21 protein-coding genes are annotated in these 25,708 nt (G+C 72.8%); 8 read left to right on the top strand and 13 right to left on the bottom strand.

The features are described from left to right. Positions 1-20: 20 nt before the first annotated feature. From QOL88_RS31405 to QOL88_RS31390, 4 genes are all read right to left on the bottom strand, one after another. The gene (locus tag QOL88_RS31405; protein WP_097221650.1) at positions 21-1,478 is read right to left on the bottom strand and encodes an NCS2 family permease; all 1,458 of its coding nucleotides are present in this window, start codon (positions 1,476-1,478) and stop codon (positions 21-23) included. Between the two features lie 111 nt (positions 1,479-1,589). Then, positions 1,590-3,989: a xanthine dehydrogenase family protein molybdopterin-binding subunit gene (locus QOL88_RS31400; protein ID WP_097221649.1), complete on the bottom strand. Its 2,400-nt coding sequence runs from the start codon at positions 3,987-3,989 to the stop codon at positions 1,590-1,592. Positions 3,990-3,991: 2 nt separating this feature from the next. Beyond that, the gene (locus QOL88_RS31395) at positions 3,992-4,573 is read right to left on the bottom strand and encodes a (2Fe-2S)-binding protein (RefSeq protein WP_097221648.1); all 582 of its coding nucleotides are present in this window, start codon (positions 4,571-4,573) and stop codon (positions 3,992-3,994) included. Further along, on the bottom strand, positions 4,573-5,463 hold the full coding sequence (locus QOL88_RS31390) for an FAD binding domain-containing protein (protein ID WP_097221647.1): 891 nt from the start codon (positions 5,461-5,463) through the stop codon (positions 4,573-4,575). Before QOL88_RS31390 ends, QOL88_RS31395 begins: the two co-directional genes overlap by 1 nt. 378 nt (positions 5,464-5,841) lie before the next feature. Between QOL88_RS31390 and QOL88_RS31385 the strand changes: the two genes are divergently transcribed. Continuing rightward, on the top strand, positions 5,842-7,515 hold the full coding sequence (locus tag QOL88_RS31385; protein WP_097221645.1) for a PucR family transcriptional regulator: 1,674 nt from the start codon (positions 5,842-5,844) through the stop codon (positions 7,513-7,515). Positions 7,516-7,680: 165 nt separating this feature from the next. Beyond that, the gene (locus QOL88_RS31380; RefSeq protein ID WP_221513064.1) at positions 7,681-8,448 is read left to right on the top strand and encodes a hypothetical protein; all 768 of its coding nucleotides are present in this window, start codon (positions 7,681-7,683) and stop codon (positions 8,446-8,448) included. 445 nt (positions 8,449-8,893) lie between these two features. On the opposite strand, the gene QOL88_RS31375 is transcribed toward QOL88_RS31380, so the two are convergent. After that, a complete protein-coding gene (locus QOL88_RS31375; protein ID WP_257027942.1) occupies positions 8,894-9,724 on the bottom strand; it encodes a GntR family transcriptional regulator in 831 nt (276 codons plus the stop codon). 176 nt (positions 9,725-9,900) lie between these two features. Here QOL88_RS31375 and QOL88_RS31370 point away from each other — a divergent pair, with 176 nt between their 5' ends. Together QOL88_RS31370 and QOL88_RS31365 are read left to right on the top strand one after the other, a co-directional pair. Then, positions 9,901-10,752: a (2Fe-2S)-binding protein gene (locus QOL88_RS31370; protein WP_097221642.1), complete on the top strand. Its 852-nt coding sequence runs from the start codon at positions 9,901-9,903 to the stop codon at positions 10,750-10,752. Between the two features lie 305 nt (positions 10,753-11,057). Then, positions 11,058-12,098, top strand: coding sequence for a DUF2637 domain-containing protein (locus QOL88_RS31365; RefSeq protein ID WP_097221641.1), 1,041 nt, complete (start codon positions 11,058-11,060; stop codon positions 12,096-12,098). Positions 12,099-12,155: 57 nt separating this feature from the next. Here QOL88_RS31365 and QOL88_RS31360 read toward each other — a convergent pair whose 3' ends face one another. Both QOL88_RS31360 and QOL88_RS31355 read right to left on the bottom strand, forming a co-directional pair. Continuing rightward, a complete protein-coding gene (locus QOL88_RS31360; protein ID WP_097221640.1) occupies positions 12,156-12,638 on the bottom strand; it encodes an ATP-binding protein in 483 nt (160 codons plus the stop codon). A gap of 427 nt (positions 12,639-13,065) precedes the next feature. Continuing rightward, positions 13,066-13,689, bottom strand: a complete 624-nt coding sequence (locus QOL88_RS31355; protein ID WP_097221639.1) for a hypothetical protein — start codon at positions 13,687-13,689, stop codon at positions 13,066-13,068. Positions 13,690-13,953: 264 nt separating this feature from the next. On the opposite strand from QOL88_RS31355, the gene QOL88_RS31350 reads away from it, so the two are divergent. Continuing rightward, positions 13,954-15,396 (top strand): transcriptional regulator, encoded by a 1,443-nt coding sequence (locus tag QOL88_RS31350; RefSeq protein WP_097221638.1) that lies wholly within the window; start codon positions 13,954-13,956, stop codon positions 15,394-15,396. On the opposite strand, the gene QOL88_RS31345 is transcribed toward QOL88_RS31350, so the two are convergent. Then, positions 15,393-17,135: a pyruvate dehydrogenase gene (locus tag QOL88_RS31345; RefSeq protein WP_097221637.1), complete on the bottom strand. Its 1,743-nt coding sequence runs from the start codon at positions 17,133-17,135 to the stop codon at positions 15,393-15,395. The genes QOL88_RS31350 and QOL88_RS31345 overlap by 4 nt on opposite strands. A 66-nt stretch (positions 17,136-17,201) precedes the next feature. Continuing rightward, positions 17,202-18,824: a protein phosphatase 2C domain-containing protein gene (locus QOL88_RS31340; protein WP_373559317.1), complete on the bottom strand. Its 1,623-nt coding sequence runs from the start codon at positions 18,822-18,824 to the stop codon at positions 17,202-17,204. Between QOL88_RS31340 and QOL88_RS38960 the strand changes: the two genes are divergently transcribed. Both QOL88_RS38960 and QOL88_RS31335 read left to right on the top strand, forming a co-directional pair. Continuing rightward, on the top strand, positions 18,718-19,119 hold the full coding sequence (locus QOL88_RS38960) for a hypothetical protein (protein ID WP_373559366.1): 402 nt from the start codon (positions 18,718-18,720) through the stop codon (positions 19,117-19,119). The genes QOL88_RS31340 and QOL88_RS38960 overlap by 107 nt on opposite strands. Before the next feature lie 239 nt (positions 19,120-19,358). Beyond that, on the top strand, positions 19,359-19,841 hold the full coding sequence (locus QOL88_RS31335; RefSeq protein ID WP_097221635.1) for a DUF456 domain-containing protein: 483 nt from the start codon (positions 19,359-19,361) through the stop codon (positions 19,839-19,841). Positions 19,842-19,888: 47 nt separating this feature from the next. On the opposite strand, the gene QOL88_RS31330 is transcribed toward QOL88_RS31335, so the two are convergent. The 3 genes from QOL88_RS31330 to rsgA all read right to left on the bottom strand — a co-directional run bounded on the left by QOL88_RS31330 (position 19,889) and on the right by rsgA (position 23,247). Beyond that, complete coding sequence (locus QOL88_RS31330; RefSeq protein WP_097221634.1) at positions 19,889-20,383, bottom strand: methylated-DNA--[protein]-cysteine S-methyltransferase; 495 nt, start codon at positions 20,381-20,383, stop codon at positions 19,889-19,891. Continuing rightward, on the bottom strand, positions 20,380-21,795 hold the full coding sequence (locus QOL88_RS31325; protein ID WP_097221633.1) for a DNA-3-methyladenine glycosylase 2 family protein: 1,416 nt from the start codon (positions 21,793-21,795) through the stop codon (positions 20,380-20,382). Before QOL88_RS31325 ends, QOL88_RS31330 begins: the two co-directional genes overlap by 4 nt. A 333-nt stretch (positions 21,796-22,128) precedes the next feature. Next, on the bottom strand, positions 22,129-23,247 hold the full coding sequence (gene rsgA / locus QOL88_RS31320; protein ID WP_097221632.1) for a ribosome small subunit-dependent GTPase A: 1,119 nt from the start codon (positions 23,245-23,247) through the stop codon (positions 22,129-22,131). Positions 23,248-23,632: 385 nt separating this feature from the next. Between rsgA and QOL88_RS31315 the strand changes: the two genes are divergently transcribed. Next, the gene (locus QOL88_RS31315) at positions 23,633-24,034 is read left to right on the top strand and encodes a DUF4234 domain-containing protein (RefSeq protein WP_097221631.1); all 402 of its coding nucleotides are present in this window, start codon (positions 23,633-23,635) and stop codon (positions 24,032-24,034) included. Between the two features lie 14 nt (positions 24,035-24,048). On the opposite strand, the gene QOL88_RS31310 is transcribed toward QOL88_RS31315, so the two are convergent. Further along, positions 24,049-25,539, bottom strand: coding sequence for a cellulose-binding domain-containing protein (locus QOL88_RS31310; RefSeq protein WP_097221630.1), 1,491 nt, complete (start codon positions 25,537-25,539; stop codon positions 24,049-24,051). Between the last annotated feature and the right edge of the window lie 169 nt (positions 25,540-25,708).

Genomic DNA, 25,708 nt, shown 5'->3' with positions numbered 1-25,708 from the left:
GGATTGCGGCGGGCGGGACGTCAGTGGACGCCCAGCCAGCTCTCGATCGGGTTGAGGGCGAAGTAGACGGCGAACACCGCCGTGAGGATCCACATGAAGGCGCCGATCTCGCGCCACTTGCCCTGGGCGGTCTTGATGGCGACGTAGGAGATGACGCCCGCGGCGACACCGGTGGTGATGGTGTACGTGAACGGCATCAGCACGACCGTGAGGAACACCGGGATGGCGGTTGCCCGGTCGGCCCAGTCCACGTGCCGGGCGTTCATCAGCATCATGGCGCCGATGACGACCAGGGCGGCGGACGCGACCTCCTGCGGCACGATCGCCGTGAGCGGGGTGAAGAACAGGCAGGCCGCGAAGAACAGGCCCGTGACCACGGAGGCGAGACCCGTGCGGGCTCCCTCGCCGACCCCGGTGGCAGACTCGATGAACACCGTCTGGCCGGAACCGCCGGACACGCCTCCGATCGCGCCGCCGGCCCCGTCGATGAACAGCGCCTTGGACAGGCCCGGCATGCGGCCCTTGGCGTCGGCGAGCTCGGCCTCGGTGCCGACGCCGATGATGGTGGCCATCGCGTCGAAGAACCCGGCGAGCACCAGCGTGAAGACGATCATCCCGACCGTCATCGCGCCGACCTCGCCCCAGCCGCCGAACCGCACGTCCCCGAAGAGCGAGAAGTCGGGCATGGACACCGCGCTGCCGTGCAGTTCGGGTGCGCCACCCGACCACTGCCTGGGGTCGATGACGCCCGCCGCGTTCAGGATCGCCGCGACGACCGTGCCGCCGACGATGCCGATGAGGATGGCGCCCGGGACGTTCCGGGCCTGGAGCATGAAGATCAGCAGCAGGGTTCCGGCGAACAGCAGCACGGGCCAGCCGGCCAGTTCGCCCGCCGGGCCGAGCGCGAGGGGCGTGGCCTTGCCCTGGTGCACGAAGCCGGACTTGTAGAAGCCGATGAGGGCGATGAACAGGCCGATGCCCATGGTGATGCCGTGCTTGAGCGCGAGCGGGATCGCGTTCATGATCATCTCGCGCAGGCCGGTGACGACCAGCAGCATGATGATCACGCCGTACATCACGCACATGCCCATCGCCTGCGGCCAGGTCATCTCGGGCGCGACCTGGGAGGCGAGGACCCCGGAGACCGAGAGGCCGGCGGCGAGGGCCAGGGGCACCTTGCCGACGAAGCCCATCAGCAGGGTGGTGAAGGCCGCCGCGAACGCGGTCGCGGTGATCAGGGCCGGCTGGGCGAGGGTGGCCCCGGCCGCGTCCTTGCCGGACAGGATCAGGGGGTTGAGCAGGAGGATGTACGCCATCGCCATGAAGGTCGTGATGCCGCCGCGCACTTCACGGGCGACCGTGGACCCTCGGTGGGATATGTGGAAGTACCGGTCGAGCCAGGACCGTCCGGCCGGGACGCGGGTGCCTTCACCCGCGTCGTCGGCCGTGGCCCTCGGCTCCAGTGATTGCTGGGTCATGGGGTGCCGTCTCCCAAGTTTCAAAGGGGGTTGGGATGTTCACGACCCGGGGGACGGCCCGAGACGAACAAGGGGCCCTGGGGGACGAAGCCCCCAGGGGGACGTGACTGCTCAGCCCTCCAAGAGCTGTGTGCCCGTCAGGTGCTCGGGCCTCACCGGAGTCCGGTTCAGCTCGAGCCCGGTCGCGTTCCGGATCGCCGCGAGGACGGCCGGGGTCGACGACAGGGTGGGTGCCTCACCGATACCGCGCAGCCCGTACGGGGCGTGCTCGTCGGCGAGTTCGAGGACGTCGACCGGGATGGTCGGCGTGTCGAGGATGGTCGGGATCAGGTAGTCGGTGAAGGAGGGGTTCTTGACCTTCGCCGTCTTCGGGTCGACGACGATCTCCTCCATGACCGCCACGCCCAGGCCCTGGGTGGTGCCGCCCTGGATCTGGCCGAGCACCGACAGCGGGTTGAGCGCCTTGCCGACGTCCTGGGCGCAGGCCAGCTCGATGACCTTGACCAGGCCGAGTTCGGTGTCGACCTCGACGACGGCGCGGTGCGCGGCGAAGGAGTACTGCACGTGCCCGTTGCCCTGCCCGGTGCGCAGGTCGAAGGGCTCGGTCGGCCGGTGCCGCCACTCCGCCTCGACCTCCACGGCCTCGTCCTCCAGGACGTCGGTCAGGTCGCCGAGGACCTCGCCGCCGTCGGTGACGACCTTGCCGCCCTCCAGGAGCAGTTCCGCCGTCGCCCAGGCCGGGTGGTAGGAGCCGAACTTGCGGCGCCCGATCTCCAGGACCTTCTCGCGGACCAGCTCGCAGGAGTTCTTCACCGCGCCGCCGGTGACGTAGGTCTGCCGGGAGGCCGACGTCGAACCGGCGCTGCCCACCTGGGTGTCGGCCGGGTGGATGGTCACCTGCGTGACGCCCAGCTCGGTGCGGGCGATCTGGGCGTGGACGGTGACACCGCCCTGGCCGACCTCCGCCATGGCCGTGTGCACGGTGGCGACGGGCTCACCGGCGACGACCTCCATGCGCACCTTGGCGGTGGAGTAGTCGTCGAACCCCTCGGAAAAGCCCACGTTCTTGATGCCGACCGCGTAGCCGACCCCGCGTACGACGCCCTCGCCGTGTGTGGTGTTGGACAGGCCGCCCGGCAGCTGCCGTACGTCGGCGCCCTCGCTGGACTCCCACTGGCGCTCCGGCGGCATGGGCATCGCCTTGACGCGGCGCAGCAGTTCGGCGACCGGGGCCGGGGAGTCGACGGGCTGGCCGGTCGGCAGCAGTGCGCCCTGCTCCATGGCGTTGAGCCGGCGGAACTCCACCGGGTCCATGCCGAGCTTCGCGGCGAGCTTGTCCATCTGCGCCTCGTAGGCGAAGCACGCCTGGACCGCGCCGAAGCCGCGCATCGCGCCGCAGGGCGGGTTGTTGGTGTAGAGGGCGATGGCCTCGATGTCCACGTCCTCGACCACGTACGGGCCGACGGACAGGGAGGAGGCGTTGCCGACGACGGCCGGGGAGGCGGAGGCGTAGGCGCCGCCGTCCAGGACGATCCGGCACTTCAGGTGGGTGAGCTTGCCGTCCTTGGTGGCCCCGTGCTCGTAGTACAGCTTCGCGGGGTGACGGTGGACGTGCCCGAAGAACGACTCGAACCGGTTGTAGACGATCTTGACGGGCTTGCCGGTGCGCAGGGCCAGCAGGCAGGCGTGGATCTGCATCGACAGGTCCTCGCGGCCGCCGAACGCGCCGCCGACGCCGGAGAGCGTCATCCGCACCTTGTCCTCGGGCAGGCCGAGCACGGGCGCGATCTGGCGCAGGTCGCTGTGCAGCCATTGGGTGGCGATGTAGAGGTGGACGCCGCCGTCCTCCTCCGGCACGGCGAGGCCGGACTCGGGGCCGAGGAAGGCCTGGTCCTGCATGCCGAAGGTGTACTCGCCCTCGACGATGACGTCGGCCCGCTCCCGGGCGGCCGTGACGTCGCCGCGGACGATCGGCTGGCGGTGCACGATGTTGGGGTGCGGGACGTGACCGGCGTGGTGGTCGTCGCGGTTCTCGTGGACGAGGAGCGCGTCCGGAGCGGTCGCGGAGGCCTCGTCGGTGATCACGGGCAGTTCGCGGTAGTCGACCTTGATCTTCGCGGCGGCCCGGCGCGCGGTCTCCGGGTGGTCGGCGGCGACCAGGGCGACCGGCTCTCCGTGGTGGCGGACCTTGCCGTGGGCGAGGACCGGGGTGTCCTGGATCTCCAGCCCGTAGTTCTTCACGTCGGTGGGCAGGTCGTCGTACGTCAGCACGGCGTAGACGCCCGGCACGGCCAGGGCCTCGCCCGTGTCGATGGACACGATCTCGGCGTGCGCGACGGTCGAGCGGAGGATCTGCCCCCACAGCATGTCCTCGTGCCACATGTCGGACGAGTACGCGAACTCGCCGGTGACCTTGAGGGTGCCGTCGGGGCGGAGCGTGGACTCGCCGATGCCGCCCTTGGTCTGCGAGCCCTGGGTGATCTTCGTGGGGGTGCCACTGGGAGAAGCCATGATCAGACCGCCTCTGACTGCCGGGCGGCCGCGAGGCGGACCGCGTCCATGATCTTCTCGTAGCCGGTGCAGCGGCACAGGTTGCCCGACAGCGCCTCGCGGATGTCCGCGTCGCTCGGCGTCGGGTTGCGCTCCAGCATCTCGTCGGCCGCCACGAGCAGGCCGGGGGTGCAGAAGCCGCACTGGACGGCGCCGGCGTCGATGAACGCCTGCTGGACCGGGGAGAGCTCGGTGCCCTCGCCGGTGTGCGAGTCGCTGCCCTTGGCCTGCCACCCCTGGGCGTCCTGCAACGGCGTACCGCAGGCGCCGGACGCGCAGCCGCCCTCGGCGCGCTGCTTGGCGAAGTCGGCGAGCCCCTCGACGGTGACGACCTCGCGGCCCTCCACCTGCCCGGCGGCGACCAGGCACGAGCACACCGGGACACCGTCCAGGCGGACCGTGCACGAGCCGCACTCGCCCTGCTCGCAGGCGTTCTTCGACCCGGGAAGGCCCATGCGCTCCCTCAGCACGTACAGCAGGGACTCGCCCTCCCACACGTCGTCGGCTTCCTGCTGACGGCCGTTGACCGTGAAGTTGACACGCATCACGCAGCTCCCTCGGTGAGGCGGCGGGTGCCGCGGTAGGACTCCCAGGTCCAGGTCAGCGTGCGGCGGGCCATGACGCCGACCGCGTGGCGGCGGTAGCTCGCGGTGCCCCGGACGTCGTCGATCGGGTTGCAGGCGGCGGAGCACAGGTCCGCGAACTGCTTGGCGACCGACGGGGTGATGATCTGCCCGTTGTCCCAGAAGCCGCCCTCCTCCAGCGCGGCGTTCAGGAACTCCTCGGCGGCCTTCGCCCGGACGGGTGTCGGGGCGGCCGAGCCGATCCCCGTACGCACGGTCCGCGTCTCGGGGTGCAGCGCGAGCCCGAAGGCGCACACGGCGATGACCATCGCGTTCCTGGTGCCCACCTTGGAGAACTGCTGCGGCCCGTCGGCCTTCTTCACGTGCACGGCGCGGATCAGCTCGTCGGCGGCGAGCGCGTTGCGCTTCACGCCCGTGTAGAACGCGTCGATGGGGATCCGGCGCGAGCCGCGCACCGACTCGACCTCCACCTCGGCGCCCGCGGCGAGCAGGGCGGGGTGGGCGTCACCGGCCGGGGAGGCGGTGCCGAGGTTGCCGCCGACGCCGCCGCGGTTGCGGATCTGCGGGGAGGCGACCGTGTGCGAGGCGAGGGCGAGACCCGGCAGCTCGCCGCGCAGGTTCTCCATGATCTTCGTGTACGGCACGGAGGCACCGAGCCGCACGCTGTCCTCGCCGACCTCCCACTCGCAGAGGTCGCCGATGCGGTTCAGGTCCAAGAGGTACTCGGGCCGGCGGTGGTCGAAGTTGATCTCGACCATCACGTCGGTGCCACCCGCAATCGGCACAGCGGTGGGGTGCTCGGCTTTCGCGGCGAGCGCCTCCTCCCAGCTGGCGGGGCGAAGGAAGTCCATGACCGGCTCTCTTCTTCGTCTTCTCGTGGGGCGTTCAGATTGAGCCAATCCGTGTGCGGCGGTCCCGGCTCGTTCATGTGCTGTTTACGCGTAGTGACCTCAGTACACAGCGCACTGCGCCGAGCGAGTCAGTCACGGAAACCATGAAGGAGTTGGCTGGCCAGGACAGGCATCTTGTAGATTCGTATGAACGGAGGTCCTCAGAAACCTCCTCGTTTTCCTGTGGAAACGCGCGACACAGCGGCGTGACCTGGGACACAGCCGGGACACGGTCCGGAGGCCGGCGAGCATCGCTCACCAGCCCACCGAACAGGCGTTCTCCGCCTATCCCTCCAAGATCCACCATTGGTTTCGAGACAAAGAACGGCGGCGACGAGAATGCGGCTGCGCGCACTGCTGGACACCGACGCGCTGGGCCTCAAGCTGCTCGGCGGCGAGGACGAGCTGGACCGCACCGTGCGGGGCGTGATGACCACCGACCTCCGCGACCCCAGCCGCTACCTCGCGGGCGGCGAACTGGTGCTCACGGGCCTGGCCTGGCGCCGGGACGCCGACGACTCGGAGCCGTTCGTCCGGATCCTGGTGCAGGCGGGCGTGACGGCCCTCGCCGCGGGCGAGGCCGAGCTCGGGGACGTCCCCGAGGACCTGGTCGTGGCCTGTGCCCGGCATCGCCTGCCGCTCTTCGCGGTGCACGAGTCGGTGGCGTTCGCGACCATCACCGAGCACGTCGTACGGCAGGTCTCCGGCGAGCGCGCCGGCGATCTCGCCGCGGTCGTCGACCGCCACCGCCGGATGATGACCTCGGGGCCCGCGGGCGGCGGCCCCGACGTGGTCCTGGACCTGCTGGGCACGGACCTGGACCTGCGCGCCTGGGTCCTCTCCCCCACCGGCCGCCCGATCGCCGGCTCGAAGGCGCCGGGGCCCGCCCTGCCGGCCGAGGCGTGCGCCCGGCTCGCCGGGGAGCACCTGGCCGCCACCCGCACGGGCCGCCGCGGCCCCCACCGCGTCGCCCTCGGCGCCACGACGTACTCCCTGTTCCCGGTCCGCTCCACGGGCCGCTCCCCGCAGCCGGCCCGGGACGTCCGCGAGAGCGTCCTGTCCGACTGGCTGCTGGCCGTGGAGGCGGACGCCGGGGACTGGCCCGAGGAGCGCCTGGACCTGCTCTACGGCGTCACCCAGCTGATCGCGGTCGAGCGGGACCGCCGCGACGCGGCCCGCACGGTCCGCCGCCGCCTGGCCCAGGAGATCCTGGAACTGGTCCAGACGGGCGCGGCACCCGCCGAGATCGCCGCCCGGCTGCGCGTGGCCGCGCCGGTGCTGCTGCCCGGCCTGGGCACCGCGCCGCACTGGCAGGTGGTGGTGGCCCGCGTCGACTGGGACGGCGAGGAGATCGAGGGCGGCCCGGTGGCGCAGGCGCTGCTGGAGGAGGTCCTCGTCGACCCCGCGGTCGCCGGGCCGGAGCACTCCGACCGCATCGCCGTGGCCCACACGGGCGGCGAGGCCATCGCCCTGGTCCCCCTCCCGGCCGTCTCCGCCGAGCACGACGGCTCGGAGACGGGCGTCCTCGCGGACGCGCTCCTGGCGTCGGTACGGGAGCCCCTCACGGCCGGCCTGAACGACGACGGCCGCCTCACCCTCGGCGTCAGCGCGGCCGTCCACTCGGCGGAGGGCCTGCGGGGCGCGCTGGAGGAGGCCCGCCACGCCCGGCGCGTCGCCGCGGCCCGCCCGGGCCGGGTCTGCGCGGCCGGCCACCAGGAACTGGCCTCGCACGTCCTGCTGCTGCCCTTCGTCCCGGACGACGTCCGCCGGGCCTTCACGGCCCGCCTCCTGGACCCCCTGCGCGACTACGACCGCCGCCACCGGGCCGAGCTGATCCCCACCCTGGAGGCCTTCCTCGACTGCGACGGCTCCTGGACCCGCTGCGCCGCCCGTCTGCACCTGCACGTCAACACGCTGCGCTACCGGGTCGGCCGGATCGAGCAGTTGACGAGTCGTGATCTGTCACGGCTCGAGGACAAGCTGGATTTCTTCCTGGCACTGCGCATGAGCTGATACGCGGGGTGTCCCTGCGGCAAACCCGGGGCACCCCCGAGTCCCACGACTTTGTGAAATCCTTCACCCACCCCCTTGGCCCGGCCCGCCGATTCGTGCTGAGATGCCGCCACCACTCAACAGCTCGATGGCGTGCTCGGGGAGGGCAACGTGGCGCATACCGCCATGTCTGGTAACGGAACGACCGCCGGTGACGATCCCCTCCAGACCGCGGTATGGCGGCTGCGCTCCCGCGGCTGCTGGGCCGACGCGGCCGCCCTGCTGCTGCCGGCCACACCGGCGGCGGCGCTCCAACGCGCGTCGCTGCTGGTGGAACGGTGCCTGTACACCGAGCAGGGCTGGGAGGAGGCCGAGGACGCGCTGCGCACGGCCGAGGCGATGGCCCACAGCGACGACGAACGCGGCGCGGCCGCTTGTGAACGCGGGTACTTGGCCTACGCGGCGACGCTGCTCGCGGTGCGGGACCGGGCCGACGAGGCGCGGGCCGCGCTCGGGCGGGCGGCGGCGCTGGTCCCTCCGGGGGCCCCGGCGCGGGCTCTGCTGGACTTCCGTCGCGGGCTCCTGGCGGAGAACCTGACGAGCGCGCCTCAGGCCGCGCGGGCCGCCTACCGCCGGGCCCACGCGGGCGCGACGGCGCACTCCGACCCTCTGCTGCTGTCCTTCACATGGCGTCACCTCGCGGGACTCGCCCTGCGGGAGGGGGAGTTGGCGGAGGCGCGGCACGGTTTCGCGGAGTCGCTGCGGATCCGGGAGGAGCTGGGGTATCTGGTGGGCACGGCCCCGGCGTTGGTGTCCCTGGCCGACACCGAGACGGAGCCGGAGGCGTCCCGGCTGCGGGAGGAGGCCCGCCGCTTGTTCCGCCTGCTCGGGGGCGTACCGACGTGGCTGTCCCGCCAGTTGGCTCCGCCGGTCCCGCCGGCTGCGACGGCTTGACACTCGGCACGGGGGCTGGGGGCGGGTGGGTCCGCAGCCCGGTGTCGCGGGGCGCTCGGCGTTGCTGCTGGGGCCGGGTGGGTCCGCAGCCCGGCGGTACGGGGTGCCTCCCCCAAGCTCTCGGCTTCGCTCGAGCAGGGGGGACCCCCACGCCCACCCGTGCCGCCCCTAGCGGCACGCATGCCCGCAGCTGGGCGGCTGCGCATGCCCGCAGCTAGGCGCGCCACGACGCTCCCGCACCCGCCGGACCACGCAAGGGGTCGTGTCGGGGGGTGTCCGCCCGCAGCGGTTGGCGCGTCAACGGACAGTCAGTCGGTATGAGGGTCCATCGCGCCGTTCCGAGGACGGACACCCCCCGGCGCGGCCCCGACCCACCACCCCACGGTTAGGCGCCCGCCGCAGCCGCCCCCGGCGATCAGGCGCCCGCCGCAGCCGCCCCCGGCGATCAGGCGCCCGCCGCAGCCGCCCCCGCGAAATGCTCGCCCACCAGCGCCCGCACCACATCCAGGTCCCGTGCGATCAACGCGTCCAGCAACGCCGTGTGCTCGTGCGCGTCCGCGACCAGATCGGCCCGCCCCCGGATCCCCGGCCCACCCCCGACCAGCGGCCACTGCGCCCTGCGGTGCAGGTCCTCCGCGATCTGGACGAGCTGCACGTTGCCCGAGAGGGACAGCACGGCCCGGTGGAACCCCCGGTCGGACTCCGCATAGGTCGCGCGGCAGCCGGAGGACGCCGCGCGGACCGTCGCCTCGGCGAGAGGGCGCAGTTCGGCCCAGCGCTCGGCGGGCACGGTACGGGCCAGCCGCAGCATCACCGGGACCTCGATCAGCGCCCGGACCTCGGCCAGCTCCGCCAGTTCCCGCACACCTCGCTCGACCACCCGGAACCCACGGTTCGGCACCACCTCGACGGCCCCTTCGAGGGCCAGTTGCTGCATGGCCTCCCGCACCGGCGTCGCCGACACCCCGAACCGCTCGCCCAGCACCGGCGCCGAGTACACCTCACCGGGCCGCAGATCCCCCGCCACCAGCGCGGCCCGCAGCGCGTCCAGAATCTGCCCCCGCACGGAGGCTCGCTGGACGACCGGCCGGGCCCGCGGAACGACGGGGAGAGGCGGCTCACTGTGCGTGTGCTCCCCCCGCACCGCCCCGGTCTGCTGAGGCACCCGCGCTTGAGCGGCCGGTACACCCGACCCGGACGGCACACCCGCCCCGGCCCGACCCACCGCCGCCCACGGAGCCCCCGTGTCCGCGGAGCCCTGCGCTCCCTGCCTCACAGGTCCTCCTCCGGACGTATCGGTACTTGGGGTCATTGCGGCGGGTTGTTACTCGTCCGTCAAGCACCATAAGCGCCCCGGCCCCCAGTTCACATCCCCGTTCATTTTTCGGAGATCTTGAGTAAGGTTAGGCTTACCTTCAAGAGCCCCGTTTCACCCGACGGATCGGTGATCACATGCCTGCGCCCGTTTCGGCCGTCTCCGGCGCCTACGCCCGCCTGGCCGAGGTCCTCCCGGGGCTGGCCGTCACCGAACTGGGCGCCGGCGACGAGACCCCGCACGGCGGTGGCTGGACCACGGCCGCCGACCTCGCGACCGCGGGCCCCGCCCTCGACCGCTTCCTCGCCTGGGACGTGGAGCAGATCGAACGGGACTACGGCCGCCGGGCCCGCCCCGACGTCGTCGCCACCTTCGGCCTGCACCGCTACGCCTGGCCCGCCTGCCTCCTGATCACCGTGCCGTGGTTCCTGCACCGCCGCGTCCCTCGCTACCCCGTGACGCACGTCTCGTACGACCGCACCGCCCCCGGCCACGCCCTCGGACGCATGGCCGTCCGTCCCGCCGGCTTCGCCTGCCTGCCCGGCGACGAGGCGGCCGCGCTGCCCGGCGCCCGGGTCGTCCCCGACGAGGAGGCGCTGCGGGCGGAGGTGCGGTCGGCGGTCGCCGAGCACCTGGAGCCGGTACTGACCGGTTTCGGCCCCCGGATGCGGCGCCGCGGTCGCGCCCTGTGGGGCATGGCGACCGACGAGATCGTCGAAGGGGTCTGGTACGTCGCCCAGCTGCTCGGCGAGATCGAGGAGCGGCGCGCGATGCGCGAGCTGGAGCTGCTCCTGCCGGGCGCGACCAAGCCGTACGTCGGCACGGCGGCGTTCCGGGAACTGGCCGGCCCCGGCGGCGAGCCCCTGCTCACCCGGGACCGCGCGAGCTGCTGCATGTTCTACACGCTCCGCCCCGAGGACACCTGCGCCACCTGCCCGCGCACCTGCGACACGGACCGCGTCACCAAGCTTCTGGCAACGGCCAGTTGAGCTCGCGCGGGGACGGATACGCCCCCGCCGTCCCGTAAGATCATCGCGGAACCGGACACCCGCACGCCCACAGGCGATTCACATCATCCTCACGCGTCACGGGAACTTTCCGGGGAACCACTCGTACGGGTAGTCTTGTTCGAACTCAACTCCCGCCCCTCAAGCGGCAGTTCGAGCAGAACGCCGCCCTGGGCATTCCCTTGCGCTTCCTTGGCGGCCTCTTGCCCCGAAACCCCCTGAGGGCCGATGGGATTGGGCCACTATGGCGGGCGTTACGCCCTATCCCAATGCAAGGGACCACCCAGATGAGACTGACCGACATATCGCTGAACTGGCTGCTTCCGGGCGCCGTGCTTCTCCTGGGCATGCTGGCGGCGGTGGCGGTGCTCGCGCGCGGCAAGCGCTCCTCGGTCAAAAACACGAGCGCGGACGACTCCTGGGAGCGCAGCGAGGAACGCCGCAGACGCAAGGAAGCCCTCTACGGCACCCTCTCCTACCTCCTCCTCTTCTGCTGTGCGGCCGTCGCCGCCCTGCTCTCCTTCCACGGCCTGGTCGGCTTCGGCGAGCAGAACCTCGGCCTCTCCGGCGGCTGGCAGTACCTCGTCCCGTTCGGCCTGGACGGCGCGGCGATGTTCTGCTCCGTCCTCGCGGTGCGCGAGGCCAGCCACGGTGACGCGGCGCTCGGCTCCCGGATACTGGTCTGGACGTTCGCCTTCGCCGCGGCCTGGTTCAACTGGGTGCACGCGCCCCGGGGCATCGGTCACGCGGGTGCCCCCCACTTCTTCGCGGGCATGTCCCTGTCGGCGGCGGTCCTGTTCGACCGCGCGCTGAAGCAGACCCGCCGGGCCGCCCTGCGGGAGCAGGGCCTGGTGCCCCGCCCGCTGCCGCAGATCCGTATGGTGCGCTGGCTGCGGGCCCCGAGGGAGACCTACCGCGCCTGGTCGCTGATGCTCCTCGAGGGTGTGCGCAGCCTGGACGAGGCCGTCGACGAGGTGCGCGACGACCGGCGCAAGAAGGAAGAGACCCGGCAGCGGCGGCGCGACCAGCAGCGCGTGGAGCGGGCCCAGCTGAAGGCGATCAGCCGCGGTCACCGCGGCCACTTCGGCCGGGGTGGCGGACGCCAGCTGGAGGTGCAGGTGGAGCGCGGCTCCTCGCAGGCCACCGCGGAGCCTGCCATATCGGCGCCGGAGCCCCTGCCCGTGCGCTCGCGTCCCTCCCTTCAGCCGGTGCGCAAAGGAGCTGACCCCGTGACCGTCGACCTCACCGCGGAGGACGACACCATGGCACTGCCGCGGCTGGACTCCCTTGAGCGCAAGCTCAAGGACCTTGAGCAGCAGTTCGGTTAGCCGAGCCGGGGCGAAGCAGCGAGGGGGCGCGGCCTGCGGGCCGCGCCCCCTCGGCGTTCACGCCGCCTCCGCCTCCAGCTCGAACCAGACGGCCTTGCCCACGCCGTGCGGCCGGACCCCCCAGGCGTCCGCGAGGGACTGCACCAGGAGCAGGCCCCTGCCGTTCGTGTTCTCGTCGGCGACCGATACGCGCAGCCGGGGCCTGCGGGCCACGAAGTCCCGTACCTCCACCCGCAGTCCGTGGGGCCCGACGGTGGCCGTCAGGAGCGCGTCGTGGTCGGTGTGGACTATCGCGTTGGTGACGAGTTCACTGGTGAGCAGTTCCGCCACGTCCGACTGCCCGTGCTTCCCCCACTGCCCGAGCAGTTCCCGCAGGGCCCTGCGGGCTTCCGGGACGGCCCGCAGGTCCGCCCGTCCGAGTCTGCGCCTCAACTGCGGTGCCGGATCCCGCTCCGTGTTGTCGTCGGCCCCGTCCTCCACCGTCTTCGTCGAGATGCTCCCGATCGCTATGGGACCGCCTCGTCGTGCCTGCCTCTCCATGACCCCCGCCCGCGCGCCGATGTCGGTTCCCCTCCTGCTCGAACACGTTCACGGGGATCCATGCCCAACCGGGAACACGACAGTCATGTCGAGTTGTCAACGACCGGGTGTTCGGCCACCGGAACGGGACGGGCGGCCCGTGCGGCGGGCCGCCGAGCGGTACGACGGTGAGGGAGAGGGGGACAAGAGGGTAGCCGGTCAGGGTCCGCGAGTGGATCCTGACCGCCGGAGATCGGACGATGGGCCGACGGCCGGCTGCCGATCCCTGCGTATCCGGTGAAGGGCTGGGGCGACGGGCCCCCGTGCACGGCGCTCCGGTGAAGTTGGCCGAAGTACGACGGTCTTGACATCCGCCGAGACCGGTACGGGGCCGTACCTCCCCCACCCCCGTGGGGGGAGGACGGCCCCGGTCTTCCATCGGGCGCGGTCAGTACAGCTTGTTGACGGCGGTGGTCGTCGTCTTCTTGAAGGCGGCCACGGGGGCGTCGTCGAAGTCGCCCATCTGGCCCCACTGCACGACGGTGACGGTCCTGCCGTCCCGCCCGACGGACAGCAGCGAGATGTCCGTGGCACCCCAGGACGTCTCGGTGTGCAGGCCGCGGACACGGGCGCCCTCCTCGACCGGCAGAGTGCCGTAGTCCCGGCCCTCGGCCTCGACGTCGGGGTCGTTCTGCTCGATGCGGTCGGCGCAGGTGCGGATCAGGTCGTCGTAGTGCTTCGCCAGGGCCTTGGCCAGGGCGGCTGTGTCCGCCACGACGGTCAGCTGCACGGCGCCGGTGTCCAGGTCGGTCCGGAACTCCCGGTGCCGGTAGTCGTAGGAGGGCACGCCCTCCGTGCTCACGCAGAAGCCGAGTCCCTCCGGGAACCCTTCGGTGACCGGGCCGGCCGTCCAGGCCGAGGTCGGGTGCGGCGGCAGCTGGGACGCCGACAGGAACGTGGGAGCGGCGGCCTTCGGCGCGGCGCCGGCGGCCGGTGCCGCGAGGACGGTGCCGGCCGCGAGGGCGGCGACGGTGAGTGCGGTGAGCGCGCTCGGTCGGATGTGCTCGGGCATGGGTGTTCCCCCGTGGATGAGTGCGTGGATCAGTGCGTGGACGAATGCCGAAGGCATGGATGCCGGATGCCGCCGCGAGGCCGGCTGGTCGGCCCGGACCTGCTCGGTGCGACACCAAAAGCATCAGCGGTCACACCGGGCGGGCGCAACAGCCCGCATCCGATCCGGCACGGTGGAACCATCCCAGCCCGTCTGACGTGCAGGTACATGGGGTGCCTGGGATGCCGTTCCGGGCCGGGTCGGACCTACGAGGGCGGGGGAACGGTGTCGGCACACAGCGACGTCGACGACGTCGGGGAGTTCGCGGCGCTGCTGAGGACGCTGAAGGAGCGCACGGACCGCAGTTACGGTTCACTGGCCCGGCGTCTGGCCATGAACACCTCGACCCTGCACCGCTACTGCGCGGGCGAGGCCGTCCCCGTCGACTTCGCGCCCGTGGAGCGCTTCGCCGCCCTGTGCGGGGCGTCCCCGGAGGAACGTCTGGAGCTGCACCGCCGCTGGCTCCTGGCGGTGGCGGCGCGGCAGCGGCCCCGGACGGCGGGCACGGCCGGTACGTCCGGTACGGCGCAGGGGGGCGAGGTCGCCACCGGGGCGGGCGAGCCGGAACAAGCACCGGACGCCGTCGACGGCCTGACGAACGGTCCGGTGTCCGAGCCGGTGGACGGCCCGGTATCGGACCCGGTGGACGACCCCGTATCGGACGCGGCGGACGACTCGGTGTCCGACGCGGTGGACGGCCCTGCGGACGGCCCTGAGGAAGACCCCCCGCTCCCCCGCCGGCCCTGGTACCGCCGCAGACGTGTCGCGGTCGGACTGGCCGCCGCCTGCGCAGTGCTCGCGGCACTCGGGAGCCTCGCCGCACTGCCGGACGGGCGGCGTACGCCCGCCCGCGACCGGGCCGACGCGGCCGGTCCGGCCCCCTCCGCCATGACGGAGACCAAGGCACCGGACCGGCGCGGCGCCTCCCCCACTCCTGGCGGCGGCTCCCCGACCCCCCGGCGGTCCACTCCCTCCGCCACCCCGAAGCAGCCGAAGCCCTCCCCGTCGCCCTCCCCCCGCACCACCCCGCCCACCGGCGGCTCCGCCACCGCCCCGCCCCTCACCTGGTCGGCCAACTCCCAGGCCTGGGAGCTCGGCTGCGCTCACGACTACGTCATCGCCAGGCCACCCGGGCAGGTGGCACCGCCGCCCGTCCCGCAGGACGCGGGGGTCTGGGCCGCGTCGCAGAACGCGGTGCACGGCGGCGAGACGCTCGTGGAGCTGACCGTGCAGGGCCGAACCGACACGGCCGTGGTACTGGAGGCTCTGCGCGTACGCGTGGTGGGGCGGACAGCCCCGGCGCAGGGCAACGCCTACGCCATGGACCGGGGCTGCGGCGGCTCGATCACGCCACGCTCCTTCGACGTGAACCTGGACAAGGACCGCCCCATCGCCCGCGCGGTCGCCGGGAGCGACGCGGGCACGCCGATCCCGGCGGTGAGCATGCCGTACCGCGTCTCCGCGCGGGACCCCGAGGTGCTGCTGATCAACGCCAGGACCCAGGGGTGCGACTGCCGCTGGTACCTGGAGCTGGACTGGTCCTCGCAGGGCCGCGCGGGCACGGTCCGGGTCGACGACGCCGGCCGCCCGTTCCGTACCAGCGGCATCAAGGGGCTGTCCCGCTACGTGTACGAGACCTCCGCACGCGCATGGGTGCCCTACAGCTAGAACCGGGGCACGTTGCGCAGGTTGGAGCGGGCCATCTGCAGCATCCGGCCGACTCCGCCGTCCAGCACGACCTTCGAGGCGGACAGGGCGAATCCGGTCACCATCTCGGCCTTGATCTTCGGCGGGATGGACAGCGCGTTGGGGTCGGTGACGACGTCGACGAGGGCCGGCCCCTTGTGCTTGAAGGCGTCCTTCAGGGCCCCGGCGAGATCCTTGGGCTTCTCGACGCGCACCCCGTACGCACCGCAGGCGCGGGCGACGGCGGCGAAGTCGGGGTTCTTGTTCGCGGTGCCGTACGAGGGGAGGCCGGCGACCAGCATCTCCAACTCGACCATGCCGAGGGAGGAGTTGTTGAACAGCACGACCTTCACGGGCAGGTCGTACTGCACCAGCGTCAGGAAGTCGCCCATCAGCATGGAGAAGCCGCCGTCGCCGGACATCGACACGACCTGCCGTTTGCGGTCGGTGAACTGGGCGCCGATCGCCATGGGCAGGGCGTTCGCCATCGAGCCGTGGGAGAAGGAGCCGATGACGCGGCGGCGGCCGTTGGGTGAGATGTAGCGGGCGGCCCAGACGTTGCACATGCCGGTGTCGACGGTGAACACGGCGTCGTCGGAGGCCACTTCGTCGAGCACGGACGCCACGTACTCGGGGTGGATCGGCGTGTGCTTCTCGACCTTGCGCGTGTACGCCTTCACCACTCCCTCCAGCGCGTCGGCGTGCTTCTTCAGCATCCGGTCGAGGAAGCGGCGGTTCTTCTTCTCCTGCACCCGTGGGATCAGACAGCGCAGCGTCTCCCGTACGTCGCCCCACACCGCGAGGTCCAGCTTGGAGCGGCGGCCGAGGTGTTCGGGCCGGATGTCGACCTGGACGATCTTGACGTCGTCGGGGAGGAAGGCGTTGTAGGGGAAGTCGGTGCCGAGCAGGATCAGCAGGTCGCACTCGTGGGTGGCCTCGTAGGCGGCGCCGTAGCCGAGCAGGCCGCTCATGCCGACGTCGAAGGGGTTGTCGTACTGGATCCATTCCTTGCCGCGCAGGGCGTGCCCGACCGGGGACTTGATCTTCCCGGCGAACTCCATGACCTCGGCGTGCGCGCCGGCCGTACCGCTGCCGCAGAAGAGGGTGACCTTGCCGGCTTCGTCGATCATCTCGACGAGCCGGTCGATCTCGGCGTCGCCCGGGCGGACCGTCGGGCGGGAGGTGACGAGGGCGGTCTCGGCGGCCTTCTCCGGGGCGGGCCGGTCGGCGATGTCACCGGGCAGGGTGACGACGCTGACGCCGCTGCGGCCGACGGCGTTCTGGATGGCGGTCTGCAGCAGCCGCGGCATCTGCTCCGGGCTGGAGATCATCTCGCTGTAGTGGCTGCACTCGGTGAACAGCCGGTCGGGGTGGGTCTCCTGGAAGAAGCCGAGGCCGATCTCGCTGGACGGGATGTGCGAGGCGAGGGCGAGGACCGGGGCCATGGAGCGGTGGGCGTCGTAGAGGCCGTTGATGAGGTGGAGGTTGCCGGGGCCGCAGGAGCCGGCGCAGGCGGCGAGCCCGCCGGTGATCTGTGCCTCGGCACTGGCGGCGAAGGCGGCGGTCTCCTCGTGCCGGACGTGGATCCAGTCGATGGCGGAGTTGCGGCGGATGGCGTCGACGACCGGGTTGAGGCTGTCGCCGACGACTCCGTAGAGACGTTTGACTCCGGCGCGGGTCAGGATGTCGACGAACTGTTCCGCGACGTTCTGTTTGGCCATGGTTCTCGTCTGCCCCTTCGGTCTCCTGGGATCCCTCCGGGTTCCATCAAGTCACACCGGTCGCGCTCACGCCTCCCATACCGCGGCGGCCGTACGGTCGTCCGCATAACCTTTGACCCGTACTTGGGAGTCGGCGAGGAACGCGGCGAGGCCGGGCGGTTCCGGGCGGGACCACCGCTCGGCGAGGTACTCGCCCAGTTCGGGCTCACCGCGCAGGGGCTCGGCGAGGCCGCCGCTGCACATCAGGAGCGTGTCACCCGGGCGGGCGACGGAGGTCCGGAAACGGAACGGCTCACGGGGCGGCTCCGGGGCGGGTTCGTACGGGCTGGGCGGGGTCGGGATGCCCAGGTCCATGGTGAGCCGGTCACCCTCGGGGGTCTCGGAGGGCGGTGAGCCGAAGCCCACGACGGGGTCGCCCTTGATGTCTGCGACCTGCGGCTCGATGTCCTGCCACTCCCCCTCCCGCAACCGGAACAGTCCGCCCGGTCCGACCCCGAAGAACACCCGCGTGCGGCACCCGGGGTCGGCCGACAGCAGCAGACAGCGCAGGCTGGCCGCGTACTCCTCGGGGTCGACACCCTGCTCGGAGGCGCTGGCCCGGAGCTTGCCGAGGCTGCGGTCGGTGAGCCGGTGCAGCCCGGACTTCAGGTCGCCGCGCCGGCCGTCCCTTATGTCCTCGACCAGGCGTGCGTGGCTGCGTCCCACGGCCCGCCCGATCCAGTGACAGGCCTCGGCGGCGGCGCGGTGCGCACCTGGTGTGGCCCGGGCCCCGGTCGCCATCGCCACCAGCAGCAGCGCGTGCTCACCCGTCCCGAACCGGGCGGTGAGCAGCGAGTCCCTGCGGGGCTCACCCCGATACCGCGCGGAGTCCCCCCGTACGGAAGCGGCCCGCAGCGTACAGGCCCCGTACCGGGCCCCGTCCAGCACGGTGTCCGCCACGAGATCGTCGAGGTCGTCCGGGTCGGCGGCCGGGAGAGCGGTGGGTTCGGCCTCGTACGTGGGCGGCCGGGTGCCCACGTGACCACGTGGCCGGGGCGTGGGGGCGGGGCGCTCGATCCGGGGGTCGTCCTGGCCGGGAGGGGGGTTCGTGGTGGGCGGAGTGTCGACGGGGGGCGGCGATACCGGCCCGGTCCCGGCAGGTGGCTCCGTGGTGCGGGGATCCGTGGTGCGTGAGTTGGTGGACGGCGGCTCGGCGGGGCGCGGCGGTACGGGCGGCCGGTCGGTCGGAGCGGGGGGCGCGGTGTCATAGGGCTCGGCGGCTGTGGCCGGTGGGGCGGGGCTGGCCAGGGGCCCGGACGCCGTGGCCGGGTGCGCCTGCGGGTCCGGCCAGGCGGGAGGGGCCGTGGGGGGTGGGGGCACCGGGGGTGTCCCGGAGGCGGGGAACGCCGGGGCCGGGGGCTGCCCCGGGCGCTCCGAAGGCGGAGGCGGAGGCGGGACGACTGTGGGCGGTGGCGCGCCGCCGGTCCGCTCGCCCGAGGGCCGATCAGAGCCCGCCGCAGCCGGAGCCGCGCTGCCCGGCCCCTCATCCGAGGACGGTCGCGGGGCCACTGGGGGCGGGGCCGGGCCGTCCGCCCGCTCACCCGTGGGCGGACGGGTCCCGGCCGCGCCCGCGGACGCGCTGCCCGGCCGGCCCTCGGAACGGGTCGGCTCCGGGCGGTCCGGCGGTTTCGGTGCGGTCGGGAAGCTCATGGGCCCGGTGGGCCGGGGCGATGGTGGCTCCCAGGGGGCGCGTTGCGGGGCCCGGGCGTTCGGGCGGGGCGTGGCCGGGAGGTCATCGGCTCCGGTCCGGGGTGCCGGAACCACCGGCTCCGCGCCCGGGTGCCGCGCCGTCGGCCGGTCCGAGGAGCCGGTCCGCGCCTCCGCCCCGTCCCTCACCGCCCCCGACGCCGAAGCGAACCGGTCGTCCAAGGAATCCCGTGCCGGTGTGGGGCCCGTGTCGTCGGTGGAGTCGTCGTACAACTCCCTCCACCAGTCGTCCTCGTGACCGGTGGGCCTTCCCCCCTGCTGGCTCATGCCCGTAATTGTCCACCGCACGAGCCGGATGAAAACGGGGCTTGTGGAAAAAACCGGTCGGCCGCGGGCAGGTGATCGGCAGGTCGGGTGAGCCGTAGAACGGTCATCCGAAATCCGGGGTCCGGCGGGCGCGAGCGGCTGACCTGCGGGTCTGGGGCCCGGCCACGCTTCTGACCTGCGTGTTCTCCGGTGTTCCGGCAGGCTGGTCAGATGGGAGTGTGGGACCTCCTGCTGGTCGGGCTGGTCATCCTGCTCGGGCTGTGCGGAGTGCTGCTGCCCGCCATGCCGGGATCGTTGCTGGTGTGGGCCGCGGTCATGTGGTGGGCGCTGAAGGATCCGCAGCCCGTCGCATGGTGGGTGCTGGTCGGGGCCACGGTCCTGCTGCTGGTCTCCCAGGCCGTCCGCTGGGCACTGCCGCCGCGGCGGCTGCGGATGAACCGCACCACCCGTCGGATGCTGGCCTGCGCCGGAACCGGATCCGTCCTCGGCTTCGTCCTGGTCCCCGTCCTCGGCGCGATCCCGGGATTCCTCGCCGGTGTCTACCTCTTCGAACGGATCCGCCTGGGCCGGCACGCCGACACGGTCGCCGCCCTGCGCACGGTCATGCGCGCGGGCGGCTCCGGCATCCTGGCCGAACTGTTCACCTGCCAGCTGATCGCGGCGGCCTGGGTGGGCGCGGTCGTCTGGGGCTGAGCCGGCATCCGTCGGGCCGGACGTCAGGCGGCACGTCAGGTGGGACGTCAGGCGGGGAGGACACCCTCGTGCGTCAGCAGCCGTACCTTGCGGTCCAGGCCTCCCGCGTATCCGGTCAGTGCGCCATCCGCCCCGATCACCCGGTGGCACGGGCGGACCACCAGCAGCGGATTCGCGCCGATCGCACCGCCGACGGCCCGCACGGCCGCCCGGGGCGCCCCGACGCGCGCGGCGATCTCGCCGTAGGTCGTGGTCGCGCCGTAGGGGATGTCGTCCAGGGCGGCCCAGACCTTCTCGCGGAAGGCGGTGCCCTCGGTCCGCCACGCCAGGCGGAACTCCTTCAGTTCCCCGGCGAAGTAGGCGGCGAGCTGCTCCTCGGCCTCCCGGAAGGGGCCGGGGTCGCGCCGCCAGTCCTCCCGCACCTCGCGTCCGCCCTTCTGCCCGGGCACCGACAGCGAGGTCAGCTCGCCGGTCGGGGCGGCGGTGAGGAGCAGCGGCCCGAGGGGGCCGGGCACACTCGTCCAGTAGGTCGGGCAGGTCATCGGGACTCCCACTCCCCTGCTGCGCGCAGGTGGTTCAGTGCGTACGAGCGCCAGGGGCGCCAACGGTCGGGGACGTCGAGGCCGGGCGGGGCCACGTCCGGGTCGCCGAGGGCGCGGGTGCGGATCTCGGCCACCGTACGGGCGTCCAGGCCGGGCACGGCCAGCAGGGCGTCCTGCGCGTCGTCCCGGTCGGCGCCCGGGTCCAGGCGTACGGCGTGGTCGGCCAGAGCTGCGGTGAGCGCGCCGAGGGTACCGCCGGGCTCGGCGCCCGCGAGCACGGCGGGCTCGGGGAAGAGATGGGTGAGGCTGCCGCAGGGGGCGTCGAGGGCCTTGCCGTAGCGGCGTACGAGCCGTTCCGCCTCCGTGCGGCCGGTCAGTGCGCGCACCGCGAGTTCCTCCGGGTCGGCGGTGCCGGGCGAGCGCAGTCCGGGCCGGGCGGCGACCAGGGGGGCGAGCCGCGGGTCGGCGGCGAGGCGCTCGTCGACGGCGTAGGGGTCGGCGTCGAGGTCGAAGAGGCGCCGCAGCCGCTGGACGGCGGTGGTCAGGTCGCGCGGGTCGGTGAGGTGCAGCCGGGCGTCGAGCCAGCCGCCCGGGTGGGCGCCGAGTCCGGTCCGGGTGGTGCCGGTGCGTTCGTCGACGGCGACGAGGCCGGTGCCGTAGGGGAGGCGGAGGGTGCGCCGGTAGGTGCGGGCACCGGGCGGGCCGCTGACCTCTTCGATGCCGGGTACGGCCTCGTGTTCGAGCAGGTCGAAGACGGGTCCGGCCTGGTAGGGGCCCCGGTGGGCGAGCCGGAGCGGGATGCCGGCGGTCGGGGTGGCCGTACGGCGGCCCCGACCGTGCTTCGGCGCGGCGGCGCGCAGCTCGCTCGGGGTCGAGGCGTACACCGCCCGGATCGTGTCGTTGAACTGGCGCACGCTGGCGAAGCCCGACGCGAACGCGATCTCGGTGATCGGGAGCCCGGTGGTCTGCACGAGGACGCGTGCGGTGTGGGCCCGCTGGGCCCGGGCGAGGGCGACCGGCCCGGCGCCGAGCTCGGCGGTGAGCTGCCGCTGCACCTGCCGGGCGCTGTAGCCGAGGCGTCCGGCGAGCCCGGCGACGCCCTCGCGGTCGACCACGCCGTCGGCGATCAGCCGCACGGCCCGGCCCACCACGTCCGCGCGGACGTTCCACTCGGCGGAGCCGGGTACGGCGTCCGGACGGCACCGTCGGCAGGCCCGGAAGCCCGAGCCCTGCGCGGCGGCGGCCGTGGTGAAGAACCGTACGTTGGCCCGCTTGGGGGTGACCGCGGGGCAGCTCGGCCGGCAGTAGATGCCGGTCGTCTCGACGGCGAAGAAGAACACGCCGTCGAAACGGGCGTCACGACTGCGCACGGCCTCGTACCTGGTGTCCTCGTCCGTTGCCTGATCTGTCACAGCTCCAGTCTCCGCCGTCGGCCGACGGGCCGCTGGCGGAAATCGGACACCGCGATCGCGGGTACCCGGCGGCGTCATCGCGCGCCGTAAGGCCGGCCGACCCGGGCTTCCCGTCTGCCGGGTTCTGTGATCGGCCGGCTGCGGGTCCGTCGTGGCCGTTCGCGCAGTTCCCCGCGCCCCTGACGGGGCGCGACGCGGGCCCGAGCGGACCGACTCGGGGCACGACGCCGGCCCGGCAGCCGAACCCCGAGTCCACCGCACGCCGACAGCGCGGCGCGGCCCCGGCCGCGGGGGCGAGCACGCGCCGCGGGTCGGCGTCGCAGCGCGAGGTGGCTACGCGCGCCAGTGCGCCCCCCGCTTCGCCTCCATCGCGGCCCTGCCCATCGCCCCCTTCCGCTTCCAGTCCTTGCGGATCTCGGCCCGGAGGCGGGCGTCGGTCTTGGCGACGATGCGCTGGTTCTCCCGCAGCAGCTTGCGGTAGCTCTCCAGACGCCGCTCCGGCAGGTCGCCGCTGTCGATGGCGGCCAGCACGGCACACCCCGGCTCCGCCTCGTGGGCGCAGTCGTGGAAGCGGCAGCGCTGGGCCAGTTCCTCGATCTCGGAGAACACCTGCCCGACGCCCGTCTCGGCGTCCCAGAGACCGACGCCGCGCAGGCCGGGGGTGTCGATCAGGACGCCCCCGCCGGGCAGGGCGAGCAGGTTGCGCGTGGTCGTGGTGTGGCGGCCCTTGCCGTCGACGTCGCGGGTGGCCTGGACGGTCATGACGTCCTCGCCGAGCAGCGCGTTGGCGAGGGTCGACTTGCCGGCGCCGGACTGCCCGAGCAGCACGGACGTCCCCCCGCCGACGAGCGCGGCGACCACGTCGAGCCCGTCCCCGTCGACGGAGCTGACGGGCACGACCGGCACGCCGGGCGCGCTCGTCTCCACGTCCTGGACGAGGTACGCGCGGGTCACGGCGTCCGGCACGAGGTCGGCCTTGGTGAGGACGACGACGGGCTGGGCCCCGGATTCCCAGGCGAGCGCGAGGAAGCGCTCGATGCGGCCGAGGTCCAGCTCGACCGCGAGGGACACGGCGATGACGGCGTGGTCGACGTTGGCCGCGAGGATCTGCCCCTCGGACCGCTGCGAGGAGGTGGAGCGGACGAAGGCGGTGCGGCGCGGCAGGCAGGTGCGGACGTAGCGCGGGTTCCCGCCGGGTTCGACGGCGACCCAGTCGCCGGTGCACACGACCCGCAGGGGGTCGTGCGGGGTGACGAACGCGGTGTCGGCCCGCAGCGGCCCGTCGGCGGTGACGACGTCACACTGCCCGCGGTCGACCCGTACGACCCGGCCCGCGAGCAGGCCTTCGGCCTCGTACGGGGCGAACTCGGCTTCCCAGCCCGCGTCCCAGCCGTACGGCTCGAGCGGATGCGCGGCAGACGAGGACGAACCCGAAAGAGAAGAGAAAGACAAGGGGTGACCCTTCACAAGGGTGGCCCCGGCACGGCGCTCGAAGGCGCTGAGAGGAGGAGGTCAGCCGGAGGCCACGGAGGTGGACTTGATGAACTTCCGGATGCGGGCAGCGCCCATCTCAGAGACAGCCATCGATCACACCTCCTGCACGTCACACAGCCGACGGCGGCGGCAACAGGCCGCCGCGCGATTCGCCCCCACCTTAGAGGCGTGCGCCCCTCGGGCGCCACGGAATTGAACCCACCCTCGCGGGGCCGTCGACCCAACCTCCCCGGGCCGTCGACCCACCCTCGCGGGGCCGTCGGGGACGGCTCCTCGCTGCCCGTCGTGCACGACGCGCACGTGGGTGCCGGACGTGGTGCACTGGAATCACGGGAGGTGCAGCATGTCAGGTCGCGCAGGCAAGTCCCGCAACATCATTCTCGTGTGGCTGATCTGGCCGCTGATCACACTGGGCATCTACCACCTGGTCTGGTACTACAAAGTGAATCGCGAAGCCCGGGAATTCGATTCACGGATCGAGGTCAATCCGGCGCTGGCCGTACTGGCCGTCACCGTCGGCTGGCTGATCATCGTTCCCCCCTTCGTGTCGGTCTACAACACCGGTCTGCGCGTTGCCCGCATGCAGCAGTCGGCCGGGATGGAACGGAGCTGCAACCCCTGGATCGGCGTCATTCTCTACATCGTGGCCGTGCTGTTCCCGCTCTACTACCAGCATGAGCTGAACCAGATCTGGGCTCGATACCAGAACGTGGAAGAGGGCGAGCAGGTGCCGCTCGCGGCGTGACGACAGCCAGTTCGTCAACTGCCCGTCGCGCAGGCGTGCCCGTTCACCTCGAAGTCGTACGGCGGGGAGTTCTTGCCGTGCCAGGAGGCGAGGAAGCCGAAGGCCAGGTCGCCGCCGGCGGGGACCGACTTGTTGTAGTCGGCGGCTGCGGCGGTGACGCGTGAGCCGTCCTGGGAGACGGAGGCGTCCCACATCTGGCCGACCTTCTGGCCGTCCCGGAAGGACCAGGCGACCCGCCAGGAGTCGAGGGTCTCGGCGCTGGTGACGGTCACCGTGGCCTGGAAGCCGTCGGGCCACTGGTTGACCAAGTCGTACTCGACCCGGCAGACGGGGTCCCCGCTCTCGTCCGGCTCGGCGCGGTCGGTGGGCGATGAGGTGCCCTGGGGTTCGGTGTGGCGGTTCCTGTCCTCCGGCTTGCCGGACTTCTCCGGCTGCTTCGTGCCCTGGGTGGTCCGTTCGGCCGGCTGGGAGGTGGCCGGCGGCAGCGAGGGGGCGGACGGCAGGGGCGGAGCGGGATCGGCCACCGGCTGGCGGTCGGCGCCGGGTGCGCCGAGGTCGTCGCCTCCGTCGCCGAAGGGCATCAGGGAGACGCCGAGGGCCAGGACGGAGACCAGGACCGCGGCGACGAGGAGGCCGTTGCGGGCGACGCGCGCCTTCTGCTCGCCGTCCTCCGGTTCGCCGGCCGCCCGGTCCGCCGAGCCGGGGCGGCCCGCGCCGAGCCGCACCTCGGCGGCGCGGCGGCGCCGCTCCAGGTAGGCGAGGCCGCCCCAGCCGATCACCCCGCCGGCCAGCGCCCCGGGCAGGGCGCCGCCGTGCAGGCGCAGGCAGGCGGCGGCCTCGGCGCACTGCACGCAGGTGGCGAGGTGCCGGGAGAGGTCGCCGGGGGTCTCGGCGGCGGAGGAGCGGGTGACGGCGTCCAGCAGCCGAGCGTAGCTGCGGCACCGGGCGTCCATCGGTGTGTCGAGGTGGTTGCGGTGGCAGCGGTCCCGGAACAGGGTGCGCACCTGCTGGAGTTCCTCGGCGGCGCCGGCCGGGTCGAGACCCAGGCGGCGGGCGACCACGGACAGCGGCAGCGCCTCCACCTCGGTGAACCACAGCAGTTCCGCGTCCGCCTGCTGCAGATCGCGCAGGCCGCGCAGCGCGAGCGGGCGCTGCAGGGGCGGGCCGGTGTAGCGGGCGGCCTTGTCCGAGTTGAGCCACAGGCGCAGGTCGGGGTCGAGTTTGTGGCCCTGCCCCTGCTCCTCCCAGGCCGCTGCCGTGGTGCGTACGGAGGTCAGCAGCAGGGGTATGCGGGGCAGCCGGGCCGGGCGGCGGGCGGTGCCGCGGACCTGGCCGGTGTCGGCGGCACGGGCCTCGCGTATGCCGTATGCGAACGCCTCGCGGCCGAGTTGTGCGGCGGCCGTGGAACCGGAGGTGCACAGGTCCGCGTAGGCGAGGACGGCGTCCCAGCACTCGGAGAACAGCGCGGCCTCGGTGGCGTCCTGAGGGGTCGGCAGGTCGGGCATGACTCTCCTGCATCCACAAGCGAGGTCAACTCACCACATCGGTATCGGAGTTGGGGGGAACCTCGCGGCAGGGGGAGAGCTTTTCACGCCTCCCACACAACTGACAAGCGTCCTGTTCAGATATCACGACAGGACGGCCGCACCCCATGACTCCGAGCTCGGAGTGTCA

The organism is Streptomyces sp. Ag82_O1-12 (genome assembly GCF_900182715.1).
Classification (GTDB): domain Bacteria; phylum Actinomycetota; class Actinomycetes; order Streptomycetales; family Streptomycetaceae; genus Streptomyces; species Streptomyces massasporeus.
This window is presented reverse-complemented; position numbering and strand designations above follow the sequence as displayed.

Excerpts from the sequence above, each read along its gene's own strand:
- QOL88_RS31405 (WP_097221650.1), bottom strand. The coding sequence starts at position 1,478 with ATGACCCAGCAATCACTGGAGCCGAGGGCCACGGCCGACGACGCGGGT.
- QOL88_RS31400 (WP_097221649.1), bottom strand. The coding sequence starts at position 3,989 with ATGGCTTCTCCCAGTGGCACCCCCACGAAGATCACCCAGGGCTCGCAG.
- QOL88_RS31395 (WP_097221648.1), bottom strand. The coding sequence starts at position 4,573 with ATGCGTGTCAACTTCACGGTCAACGGCCGTCAGCAGGAAGCCGACGAC.
- QOL88_RS31390 (WP_097221647.1), bottom strand. The coding sequence starts at position 5,463 with ATGGACTTCCTTCGCCCCGCCAGCTGGGAGGAGGCGCTCGCCGCGAAA.
- QOL88_RS31385 (WP_097221645.1), top strand. The coding sequence starts at position 5,842 with ATGCGGCTGCGCGCACTGCTGGACACCGACGCGCTGGGCCTCAAGCTG.
- QOL88_RS31380 (WP_221513064.1), top strand. The coding sequence starts at position 7,681 with ATGTCTGGTAACGGAACGACCGCCGGTGACGATCCCCTCCAGACCGCG.
- QOL88_RS31370 (WP_097221642.1), top strand. The coding sequence starts at position 9,901 with ATGCCTGCGCCCGTTTCGGCCGTCTCCGGCGCCTACGCCCGCCTGGCC.
- QOL88_RS31365 (WP_097221641.1), top strand. The coding sequence starts at position 11,058 with ATGAGACTGACCGACATATCGCTGAACTGGCTGCTTCCGGGCGCCGTG.
- QOL88_RS31360 (WP_097221640.1), bottom strand. The coding sequence starts at position 12,638 with ATGGAGAGGCAGGCACGACGAGGCGGTCCCATAGCGATCGGGAGCATC.
- QOL88_RS31355 (WP_097221639.1), bottom strand. The coding sequence starts at position 13,689 with ATGCCCGAGCACATCCGACCGAGCGCGCTCACCGCACTCACCGTCGCC.
- QOL88_RS31345 (WP_097221637.1), bottom strand. The coding sequence starts at position 17,135 with ATGGCCAAACAGAACGTCGCGGAACAGTTCGTCGACATCCTGACCCGC.
- QOL88_RS31340 (WP_373559317.1), bottom strand. The coding sequence starts at position 18,824 with ATGAGCTTCCCGACCGCACCGAAACCGCCGGACCGCCCGGAGCCGACC.
- QOL88_RS31335 (WP_097221635.1), top strand. The coding sequence starts at position 19,359 with ATGGGAGTGTGGGACCTCCTGCTGGTCGGGCTGGTCATCCTGCTCGGG.
- QOL88_RS31330 (WP_097221634.1), bottom strand. The coding sequence starts at position 20,383 with ATGACCTGCCCGACCTACTGGACGAGTGTGCCCGGCCCCCTCGGGCCG.
- QOL88_RS31315 (WP_097221631.1), top strand. The coding sequence starts at position 23,633 with ATGTCAGGTCGCGCAGGCAAGTCCCGCAACATCATTCTCGTGTGGCTG.
- QOL88_RS31310 (WP_097221630.1), bottom strand. The coding sequence starts at position 25,539 with ATGCCCGACCTGCCGACCCCTCAGGACGCCACCGAGGCCGCGCTGTTC.